Annotated in this window: 6 protein-coding genes; all 6 read right to left on the minus strand. The window is 67.8% G+C overall.

What is annotated here, in order from left to right:
- Positions 1-39: 39 nt before the first annotated feature.
- The 6 genes from D580_RS0102205 to D580_RS0102230 all read right to left on the minus strand — a co-directional run bounded on the left by D580_RS0102205 (position 40) and on the right by D580_RS0102230 (position 6,055).
- The gene (locus tag D580_RS0102205; RefSeq protein ID WP_018952805.1) at positions 40-705 is read right to left on the minus strand and encodes an SPOR domain-containing protein; all 666 of its coding nucleotides are present in this window, start codon (positions 703-705) and stop codon (positions 40-42) included.
- A 372-nt stretch (positions 706-1,077) separates the two neighbouring features.
- Positions 1,078-2,361 (minus strand): bifunctional tetrahydrofolate synthase/dihydrofolate synthase, encoded by a 1,284-nt coding sequence (folC, locus tag D580_RS0102210; RefSeq protein ID WP_018952806.1) that lies wholly within the window; start codon positions 2,359-2,361, stop codon positions 1,078-1,080.
- Between the two features lie 43 nt (positions 2,362-2,404).
- Positions 2,405-3,271, minus strand: coding sequence for an acetyl-CoA carboxylase, carboxyltransferase subunit beta (gene accD / locus D580_RS0102215; RefSeq protein ID WP_018952807.1), 867 nt, complete (start codon positions 3,269-3,271; stop codon positions 2,405-2,407).
- 132 nt (positions 3,272-3,403) lie between these two features.
- Complete coding sequence (gene trpA, locus D580_RS0102220; RefSeq protein ID WP_018952808.1) at positions 3,404-4,207, minus strand: tryptophan synthase subunit alpha; 804 nt, start codon at positions 4,205-4,207, stop codon at positions 3,404-3,406.
- The gene (gene trpB / locus D580_RS0102225) at positions 4,204-5,433 is read right to left on the minus strand and encodes a tryptophan synthase subunit beta (RefSeq protein WP_018952809.1); all 1,230 of its coding nucleotides are present in this window, start codon (positions 5,431-5,433) and stop codon (positions 4,204-4,206) included. The genes trpA and trpB overlap by 4 nt, the downstream gene beginning before the upstream one ends.
- Positions 5,417-6,055 carry a phosphoribosylanthranilate isomerase gene (locus D580_RS0102230; protein WP_018952810.1) on the minus strand — a complete coding sequence of 213 codons (639 nt, stop codon included), beginning with the start codon at positions 6,053-6,055 and terminating at the stop codon, positions 5,417-5,419. Before D580_RS0102230 ends, trpB begins: the two co-directional genes overlap by 17 nt.
- Positions 6,056-6,380: the final 325 nt, after the last annotated feature.

Genomic DNA, 6,380 nt, shown 5'->3' on the forward strand with positions numbered 1-6,380 from the left:
ATAAGGGCAGACAGGGGAACCGGGACGACCGTTCATCGTTCAGGGGTGGGTCACCACGATGCCCTGGAGGGATTGCTCTGTGCCCAGCCGGCTGCGCAGCCTTTCCGCCTCCTCGCGGGTGGAGACTGGCCCCACCTTGACCCGGAAGATCTGCCGGTCACCGGCGCGGGCCGGCTCCACCAGCACCTGGAAGCCGGCGCGGCGCAGGCGGTCACGCTCCGCCTCGGCATTGGCCCGTTCACCGAAACTGCCCACCTGCACCGCCCAGCCGCCGGGACCCGGATCGCTGGCGGCCGCCGGGGCCCGGGTGGGCGCGGGCGGCGGTGTGGCCGGCGCCGGTGCTGTCGGGGTTCGTGACTGGGGCGCCGGTTCGGCGGCAGGCGCGGCGGGCTCTGGCACCGGCTGCGGTGCGACCTGGGGAACGGCCTGGGGAACGGCACGGGCCTCGCTGCGCGGTGCGGGGCGGGTCTCCTGGGGCGGCACCGGCGTGGCCTGGCGTTCCAGGGGTGCGGGGGCTTCGGGGCGGGCGAATTCCGGCTCGGGGGGAATGCCGTCGCGCAGGTTCAGTCCGGCCTGATGACCGGTGCCGTCCAGCAGCATGGGCAGGAAGATCACCGCCAGTGCCAGCAGCACGGCAGCGCCCACCAGGCGTTGTTTGAGTCTTGGATCCAAGGTCAGGCCCAGGGTGGAGACTTTGCCGGACATTATACCCTTCGGGGCATGCCACTGTCGGCCCTTAAGGTAAGTGGCTAGTGGCTAGTAGCAAGGGTAGGCCATGAGCCGATGGGGCCATTGCATCTCCCTGCCACTTCGATGGGCTGTCTGCCGCAGAGACGCTGAGACGCAGAGGTGGGAGGGGGTGAGTGGCCTGTGGCTTGATCGGACTCAGACACAGGTTGCCAAGGGGTCCACGTGGGTATCGTCAGCTCAAGTCTCTCTGCGTCTCCGCGTCTCTGCGGCGCAGTGAGAGGATCAGTTTCAAATGGGATGGACAACAGGGATCGGGGATGTCCCCATGCGCCCACCCAGCAGGCATTCATGGGTGCACTCGACGGTCGATAGCCCGACACAGGCGCATCAAGCCACGCGCGCGCCTTCCAGATCGAGCACCGCCGAGACGGTGTAAAACGAGCCGAGCACCAGCACCCGATCCCCGGGCCCGGCCGCCGCGCAGGCCAGTCGGTAGGCCTCGGCCACCGTGTCATGACAACTCACCGCCTCCCCGGCGACTGCCCGCAGATGGGCGCACAGGGACGCCGCATCCATGGCCCGGGGCAGCTCCGGCAGGCCCGCTGCGAACCAGCGCTCCACGCGGGGAGCCAGGTGCCGGATCACCACCGGCACGTCCTTGTCCGCCATCATGGCAATCACCGCCAGCGTGCGCCCCGGCACGGGATGGCCCGCCAGGGTCCTGGCCAGCACCTCGGCGCCCTGGGGATTGTGAGCCACGTCCAGGATCACCGCGGGATCGGACCTGAGCCGCTGGAAACGCCCCGGCAGGCTCACCGACATGAGCCCCCGGCAGATGGCCTCCCTCGGCACGGGACAGCGCGGCGCCAGCAGGGTGATGGCGGTGAGTGCGGTGGCGGCGTTGTTGAACTGAATGGCCCCGGGCAGGGCCGGCGCCGGCAGGTCGTCAAGCACCACATCGCCGGGGCCACGCCACTGCCAGTGATCCCCGGACGTGTTCACCGACCAGGAGAATGCCTGACCTGCGGCGTAGAGCTTCGCATCCAGCCTGGCGGCGGTGCCGGCGATGCTTGCAGGTGGCGTCGGGTCACCACACACCGCCGGTTGTTGCGCACGGAAGATGCCAGCCTTCTCGGCACCGATGCTCTCCCGGTCCGGGCCCAGCCACTGTTCGTGATCGATGCCCACCGAGGTCACGACCGAGACGTCCGGGTCGATGATGTTCACCGCGTCCAGGCGCCCGCCCAGGCCCACCTCCAGGACCAGGATATCCGCGCCCGTCTCCCGGAACAGCCACAGGGCTGCCAGGGTGCCGAACTCGAAATAGCTCAGGGTGTCCTCGCCCCGGGCGGCATCCACGGCTGCGAATGCCCGGCACAGGCTGGCATCATCGGCGAGGCTGCCATGGATGCGGATGCGTTCGTTGTAGCGCAGCAGATGGGGCGAGGTGTAGGCGCACACCCGGTAACCGGCGGCCCGGTAGATGGCCTCCAGCATGGCCACGGTGGAGCCCTTGCCGTTGGTGCCGGCCACGGTGATCACGGGGCAGGCGGGGGTCAGCAGGTCAAGCCGGGCGGCCACCCGGGCGACCCGCTCAAGGCCCAGGTCGATGGCCCTGGGATGCAGGGTCTCCTGCCAGGCCAGCCACTGGTCGAGGGTGTCGAAACGCATGGGTGTCAGTGTGCGGGATGCGGGCCCCAGGCCCGCCCCGGGATCAGAGGCTGGGGGCGGGGCGGCGGGTCATCATGGCCATCAGCGAGGCGAGCCGCTGGCGCATCTGGCGCCGATCGATGATCAGGTCGACGGCACCTTTCTCCACCAGGAACTCGGCGCGCTGGAAACCCTCGGGCAGGGTCTCGCGCACGGTCTGCTGAATCACCCGGGGACCGGCGAAGCCGATCAGCGCGCCGGGCTCGGCCACGTTGATGTCCCCGAGCATCGCGAGGCTGGCGGACACGCCGCCCATGGTGGGATCGGTCATCACCGAGATGTACGGCACACCCTTGGCGCGCAGGCGGCCCAGGGCCGCGCTGGTCTTGGCCATCTGCATGAGGGAGAACAGGGCCTCCTGCATGCGCGCGCCGCCGCTGGCGGAGAAGCACACCAGCGGGATGCCTTCCCGAGCGGCGGTGTCCACGGCGCGCACGAAGCGTTCGCCCACCACGGAACCCATGGAGCCCCCCATGAACGAGAAATCGAAGGCGGCAGCCACCACCGGCACGCCATGCACCCGCCCCTGCATCACCACCAGGGCATCCTTCTCGCCGGTGGCCTTCTGGGCGGCTGTGAGCCGGTCACGGTATTTCTTGCTGTCGCGGAACTTGAGCACGTCCACCGGCTCCACGCCGGCGGCGATCTCCTCGCGGCCATCCTCGTCCAGGAAGCTGTCCAGGCGGCGCCGGGCGCCCATGCGCATGTGATGACTGCACTTGGGGCAGACATCCTCGTGGCGCTCCACCTCGGGACGGTAGAGGGTGGCGCCGCAGCCGTCGCAACGCATCCAGAGACCCTCGGGCACGGCGCGCTTGGTGGTGGCGTCGGTACGGATCCGTGATGGGACGAGTTTTTCAAACCAGCTCATAGGGGCGATTCAAGGTTCAATATTCAATATTCAATATTCAAAATTCAAAGGGAAGGCTGTTTGGATTCAAGGTTCTGGATCGCACCGGGGTTTCCCCCTTTGAATCTTGAACTTTGAATCTTGAATTCGCCTTTATCCATCCATGGCCTTGCGCATCTCGGCGAGCAGCTCACTCACCGCACGGCGCCCGGCCTCGGGGTCGTGCTCGTGTTCGGCAATGCGATTGACCAGGGCGCTGCCCACCACCACGGCGTCGGCGACCCGGGAGACCCGGGCGGCGGAGTCCGCATCGCGGATACCGAAACCCACGCCCAGCGGCAGGTCCGTATGCGCCCGGATGGCGGCAAGCTTCTCGGCCACCGCGTCCACGTCCAGGGTGGCGGCCCCGGTGACGCCTTTCAGGGACACATAGTACACAAAGCCCGAGGCGGCGTCGCAGATGCGCTTGATGCGCGCCTCGTGGCTGGTGGGCGCCAGCAAGAAGATGGGATCAATGTCGTGGGCGCGCAGCACCTGCACCAAGTCGTGGCTCTCCTCGGGGGGCAGGTCCACGGTGAGCAGCCCGTCCACGCCGGCGCTGGCGGCGGCGTCGGCGAAGGCCTCGTAGCCCATGATCTCCACCGGGTTGAGGTAGCCCATGAGCACCACGGGGGTCTCGGCGTCCTTCTCCCGGAAGGTCTTCACCATGCCGATCACCTGGCGCAGGCTCACGTGATGGCGCAGGGCACGCTCGCAGGCCTGCTGGATCACCGGGCCGTCGGCCATGGGATCGGAGAACGGCACGCCCAGCTCGATGATGTCGGCACCGGCCGACACCATGGCGTGCATGAGCGGCACGGTGTTGTCCGGGTTGGGATCACCGGCGGTGACGTAGGGGATCAGGGCCTTGCGGCCGGCGGCCCGCAGGGCCTCGAAACGTCGGGCGATGCGGCTCACAGTTCGATCCCCTCCAGGCGCGCCACGGTGTTGATGTCCTTGTCACCGCGACCGGAGAGATTGGCGATGATGATCTTGTCCTTGTCGAGGGTCGGTGCGAGCTTCATCACGTGGGCAATGGCGTGGCTGGACTCCAGCGCCGGGATGATGCCTTCGGTGCGGGTCAGGTGATGGAACGCGGCCATGGCCTCGTCGTCGGTGACCGAGACGTAGCAGGCACGCCCGGTGTCCTTGAGCCAGGCATGCTCCGGGCCCACGCCGGGATAGTCGAGACCCGCGGAGATGGAATGGGTCTCGATGATCTGGCCGTCGGCGTCTTCCATCAGGTAGGTGCGGTTGCCGTGCAGCACGCCGGGCTTGCCGGCGCACAGGGGCGCGGAGTGCCGGCCGGTCTCGATGCCGTCACCGGCCGCCTCCACGCCGTAGAGTGCCACGCCCTCGTCACTCAGGAAGGGGTGGAACAGACCGATGGCATTGGAACCGCCACCCACGCAGGCCACCAGGGCATCGGGCAGGCGCCCGGTGCGCTTGAGGCACTGTTCCCGGGCCTCGCGGCCGATCACCGACTGGAAGTCCCGCACCATGGCCGGATAGGGATGGGGGCCGGCCACGGTACCGATGATGTAGAAGGTGTTGTCCACGTTGGTGACCCAGTCGCGCATCGCCTCGTTCAGGGCGTCCTTGAGCGTGCGCGAGCCGGAGGTCACCGGCACCACCGTGGCGCCCAGCAGGCGCATGCGGTAGACGTTGGGGGCCTGGCGCTGGATGTCCTCGGCGCCCATGTACACCACGCACTCCAGGCCCAGGCGCGCCGCCACCGTGGCGCTGGCCACGCCGTGCTGGCCGGCACCGGTCTCGGCGATGATGCGGGTCTTGCCCATGCGCTTGGCCAGCAGGGCCTGACCGATGGTGTTGTTCACCTTGTGGGCGCCGGTGTGGTTCAGATCCTCGCGCTTGAGGTAGATCTGCGCGCCACCCAGTTCCTGGCTCATGCGTTCGGCGTGGTACAGAGGGCTCGGGCGCCCCACGTAGTCGGCCAGGTCCGCGTCCAGTTCCGCCAGGAACTCGGGATCCTTCACGTAACGGTCATAGGCCTCGCGCAGTTCCTCCAGGGGCTCCATCAGGGTCTCGGAGACGAACTGCCCGCCGTAGGGACCGAAGTGGCCGTGGGCGTCCGGGTAGGCGCTCCAGTCGAGCGCGGTCTTCTTTTCAGCCGTTGCAGTCAACGCGTTTCACCTCATTCACAAAGGCCTGCATGCGCGCGGGATCCTTGATCCCCGGCCGCGCCTCCACGCCGCTACTCACATCCACGGCCCAAGGGCGCACACGGCGCACCGCCTCGGCCACATTGTCCGGGTTGAGCCCGCCTGCCAGCACCAGGCAATGGTGCAGGTCACGGGGGATCCGTTCCCAGTCGAAGGTCTGTCCCGTGCCGCCCGTCTTGCCGTTGCCATGGCTGTCCAGCAGAAAGCCCGCCGCATGCGGGTAGGTGTCCATGTAGGCCACGGGGTTGAGCCCCGCCGCCATGGGCACGGCCTTGAGGTACGGCCTGCCGAAACTGGCGCAGTCGGCGGGGCATTCGTCGCCGTGGAACTGCAGCAGGTCCAGGGGCACCACGTCCAGGACGGCCGCCACTATCTCCGGCGCCGCGTCCACGAACAGCCCCACCCGGCTCACGAACGGCGGCAGCGCCAGGGCCATCTCCCGGGCCGCCTCGGGCGTCACCGCCCGTGGGCTCCTGGCATAGAACACGAAACCCAGGGCATCGGCGCCCGCCTCGCAGGCCGCCAGGGCATCCTCCATGCGGGTGATGCCGCAGATTTTGACCCGGGTGCGGGGTGTTGCCATGGGTGCTTGTCAGGGGGCTTCCAAGGAACGAGTACACTATCAGAAATCAGGGGGTTGTACTAAGCACCGGGGTAGCAGTGTGGTGATTTTGGAGCATTGTCCATTGGCTCTGCGTGGTTTAGGACAAACTGTAGCCTGGGTGGGTATTGATCGTCTGAGACACCTAAAGTCAAAGGCTTCCGATCCCCGCTTTTCGCGGGGCTCGGGTTACTTTTCTTGCTTGTCCAAGAAAAGTAACCAAAAGAAGGACACCCCGATGCCGCACCCGCTGTTCGCGGGTGCCCTGCGTTGCTCGGCTTCGAGGGGGTCGCCTGACAGGCCGTCC

This window comes from Thioalkalivibrio sulfidiphilus, from assembly GCF_000377945.1.
Taxonomy (GTDB): domain Bacteria; phylum Pseudomonadota; class Gammaproteobacteria; order Ectothiorhodospirales; family Ectothiorhodospiraceae; genus Thioalkalivibrio_A; species Thioalkalivibrio_A sulfidiphilus_A.